This is a genomic window from Campylobacter sp. IFREMER_LSEM_CL292, from assembly GCF_025771615.1.
Classification (GTDB): domain Bacteria; phylum Campylobacterota; class Campylobacteria; order Campylobacterales; family Campylobacteraceae; genus Campylobacter_D; species Campylobacter_D lari_D.
Genome location: NZ_JAKMQP010000023.1, coordinates 1 through 4,613, shown reverse-complemented (window position 1 = coordinate 4,613; position 4,613 = coordinate 1). Strand labels below are relative to the sequence as shown.

At 29.0% G+C, this 4,613-nt stretch carries 1 protein-coding gene; it reads left to right on the top strand.

Annotated features, from left to right (window positions below; translation table 11 throughout):
- Positions 1 to 13 precede the first annotated feature (13 nt).
- The coding region (locus L8T82_RS07840) for a filamentous hemagglutinin N-terminal domain-containing protein (RefSeq protein WP_263726267.1) at positions 14 to 4,613 on the top strand (4,600 nt) is incomplete at its 3' end.

The window sequence follows — 4,613 nt, the reverse complement described above, 5'->3', positions numbered from 1 at the left end:
TACTAGTAAATCTATGATAGAAGGTTTATTAAATGCAAAAGGTAATAATGTCTTTTTAATCAATCCTAATGGGGTAATCATTACTAAAACAGGAACTATCAATGCTAATCGCTTTGTGGCTTCGACTTCGTCTTTAAATGAAAATGATTATAAAAATTTCTTTTCTAAAGGTGCAGCTTTTTCTCCGGTGTTTAAGCCAAATCCTAAGGGTGGAAATGTGATTAATATGGGAGGTGAAATCAATGCTGCTAGCGTTGTTTTACAAGGTAATAAAGTAGTGTCTAATGCATATGCTGACTATGATAAAAATTTAGGAGAACACTCAAAACAAATTTCAGCTAATGAGATAACCTTACAAGGCAATGAAGTTTATGTTGATGTAAGCTCTATTAATGGTAATAAACTTAGCAAATTAAATATCAAGGGAGGCAATGGTAATAATTTTGAAGGTTCTATGTATCTAAATGCTAGTGGATACTATTATAATCCTAGTTCTTTTAAAGTATTTAATAAATTTAACAATTCAAGCAGTAATTTTAAAGTATATAAATATGTAGGCATAGGCTCTGATGTAGACTGGTGGCATTTTGCTAAAGGGTGGAATGAAAATGCATTTAAAGATAGCGAATTTAGAAAAAATGCTAATGAGTATAGACTTACTAATGATATAGATTTTAAAGCAAGTAATGGTCAAAACTATGCTAATTATTGGGTAGACTTAAATGGTGATGGTAAAAGACAAGATAATGAATTTACTAATATGATGATTGGGTATCATGTTAGATTAGTTGAAGATTCTGAAGATTATAATTCATATTTAGAATTTAATAGTTTTAAAAATAAAATTTTTGATGGGCAAGGTTTTGCTTTAAAAAATATTAATATGGATTTAGATAATGTAGATACAGGGTCTTTTATATTATATAAAAGACTTGGTTTGTTTGGAACTATAGAGGATAGTAGCTTTAAAAATATTCATATAGATTATGAAAATGGAGGCATAAAGTACCATAATGATTTTTATGATGTAAGTATAGGTGGACTAGTTGGCGTAGTTAAAAATTCAAATTTTGATAATATTAGAATAAGTAATTTAAATTCCATAGATATACGTTATGTGAGTGATTATTATTGGATGGCAAATTATTTGAGAGTAGGTGGGTTGGCTGGGGTTATAGAAGGAGATAAAAAACAAACCTTTAGTAATATTAAATTTGATAATATTTTTGGTGATGTTTTTATAAAACATGGAGCCGACTATACAGATGTTGGTATTTATTCGAAAACATATCTAGGTGGATTAGCTGGATATATAAAAAGTAAAGATGCTTCTTTTTCAAATATAATGATTGGTTATGATAAAAATCACAATATTAATACTGAATCCGTTCTTTCTCATATATACAGAGGAGGTTTTGCTGGGTATATAGGTGGAGGATTGTATAAAAATATAGGAATAAATTTCTATGGTGATAGCAATAATAATGGTTTTGCTGGTATTATTGCAGATGGAGATATTAGTTTAGTGCAAATTAACAACAAAAAAGGTCGCCTTGATAATATTTTTTCTAGTTATATTGATGGCGGAAGCATTCACGATCTTAAACTAGAAAATTTAAAAGCAAGATATAGTACTTTTGGTACAAGAACTAATATGTTTACTGATTCTGAGATATTCTTTAATAATATAATTCTTGATGAAATTGAATTTAAAAGCAATGGCTCCAAAAGCGGTTTTGGTAATTTTGGCGAAAATTCAACAGCTGACAATGTAAAATTAAGCAATATAAAGTTTATAGGAGATGGTGGTAGTGGTTACAACTCTGCTAGTGGATTTGGTAGTATTGGAAAATCAAACAATATAATAATGAATCAAATTAGTTTTATAAATAATGATTCTGCTAGTGGATTTGGAGCAGGTGGGGGAAATAATGTATTAATGAAAAATTTCAATTTTGTGAATAATAAAGAAGCTGCTTATTTTTGCACAGATTGTTTTTATGGTGCAAATAAGATATCCTTTTCTGATTTTAAATTTAATAATAAAAATAAAGATTATAAAATTTATGGATTTGCTAGAACAATAAATTATGGTAAATATGAAAATATAAATTTAAATTTAGCATATCATGATATAAATGGAGGTAAATATGCGGGTGGTTTTGCCGGGTATATTGATAATGGAACATTTAATAATATTAACCTAACTGTAAATGGAGATATAATTAGCACTGAAAATAACAGTGAATATGTAAGAGGATCCTATACGGGTGGTTTTGCCGGGTATATTGATAATGGAACATTTAATAATATTAACCTAACTGTAAATGGAGATATAATTAGCACTGAAAATAACAGTGAATATACAAGAGGATCCTATGCAGGTGGTTTTGCTGGAGCTGCTGGTCCAAGATTTGATCATTATGGTGATGAAACATTATTATTTAAAAATATAAATCTCAATATTAATGGAGATATATCTAGCACCTCACTTAAAAATGATTCTTATGCAGGCGGTTTCGTAGGTGAAAGTGGCTTGAGTCACCGTTATGAAAAAATATCAATAAAAGTAAATAGTAATTCAAAAATATCTAGCATAACAAAAGATCCGATAGATTATAGTCAAAGTTCTTCTTATGTAGGTGGTTTTGCTGGATTAATAGGCGGGTCGAATGAATTGAAAGATATAAGTCTTAATATTAATGGAGATATATCTAGCACCTCACTTAAAAATGATTCTTATGCAGGCGGTTTCGTAGGAAATATGTGGGGAAAAAGTAATTTTGATACAATCAATCTTGCATTTAATGGGAGTATATCTAGCACTGCAACCAATGGAGATGCTTATGCGGGTGGTTTTGTAGGACGTGATGAAAATTATCAATCTGTGTATGAAAATATTGTTGTTAAAGGTGATAAATTAGAAATAACAAGCATTGCAGATAAAAATTCTTATGCAGGTGGTTTTGCTGGAACAAGCACATCTAATTTTAACAATATAGTTATTGATGTAAAATCAGATATATCTAGCACTGCAACCAATGGAGATGCTTATGCAGGTGGTTTTGTAGGTGGTCAAAAATATGGTGGTGGTGGTATTTATGATAAGATTAAGGTAAACAATATCTCATCTATTGAAAGTGTAACTCACTCAAAATCCAATGGAGATGCTTATGCAGGTGGTTTTGCAGGTCAAGGCGTCGGAAACTTTAGTAATATAAGTTTAGATAATATTGGTATTATCTCTTCTTCTTTGATCAATGTATCTAGAAATGGCGGTAATTCTTATGTTGGTGGTTTTGCAGGAAAAATATGGGATAATAAAAAGGTGTCAAATATAAGTTTAAAAAAATTAGGTGATATCTCTAGCTGTATAAAAGGCAATGAAGCAAATATTGCTTATGTTGGAGGGTTTGCAGGTAATGCTTGGTTTAATACAATAAATAATATAAGTATTGATGGTATCGAAAGCATTACTAATACGATAGACAATAAAAATAACCCTATTTCTTATATAGGGGGATTTATTGGATATGCAAATCAGTTAAATTTAAATAATATCAGCATAAAAAAAATTGGCAAGATTGAAAATATAAATAAAAAAATAAGTTCTAAGGATAATATTATTGTAGTTGGTGAAAATTATACTTCAGGTTTTATAGGGAGTATTTCTGATCACTTAGGTGGTTCAAAAGGTTATTTAAAAGCTAATAATGTATTTATTTTTCTAGATGAGAATTTTAAAATACAATCTGACTATGATGATAAAATAAATAGCTTAGAAAGTCTATGGAAAGGTAAATTTATTGTTGGAGGTATTGATAAAATTAAAGAATTGGGTAATATTCACGTTTATCATTCAGTTGCGCTTGACGGCAAATTTGCTGATGAATACATATGGAATATAGTAAATGGCAATAATGTAGTAGATAAGGGAAAAGTGAATATACATGCTTACATGGATAAAAATTTAGCTCTTGGAGAGTTTAATAACTTAGATAAGCTGGTATTAAGACCCATATTGCCTATTATAACCCCTCCATCTAATGTTACAATACCTCAAATTCCAGAAGTTAATATTCCTGATTTTGAAGTAGATAATCCTAATATTGCTATATCTGATTTGCCACAAAAACCTATTACAAATATCCCTGATGTAGAAGATATTAAAAACGAAACAGCTATCTTAAGTGATGATGATATCTTAGACCCAAAACTTTTAGAAAAAATCATATCCGACTTAAAAGATAAATTCTATGCAGTAGATATAAATACACTAAATGATTTGTTAAAAGCTTATGCAAAGATTGATAAAGACAATCCTACCTCTAAAGCAGAATTTTTAGCTAATTATCTTTTAAGTAAAGATAAATATCCAAATGATGATAAAAGACTTGATATAGCTCATTCTATGATTCAAAGCTTAGATTTTTTACTAGCTTATCAAGACAATGGCTTAGACAAAGCTAGTGATGATAAATTTGCAGATAATGAAGCTATACAGACTAAAGATAATATTTTAGCTGAAGTTTCAAATGCTTCTAATCAAGCTAATATTAACAAAGATAAAGTAAATAACTTTATCCAAACTACTTTAAAAGACAAGGTAAATG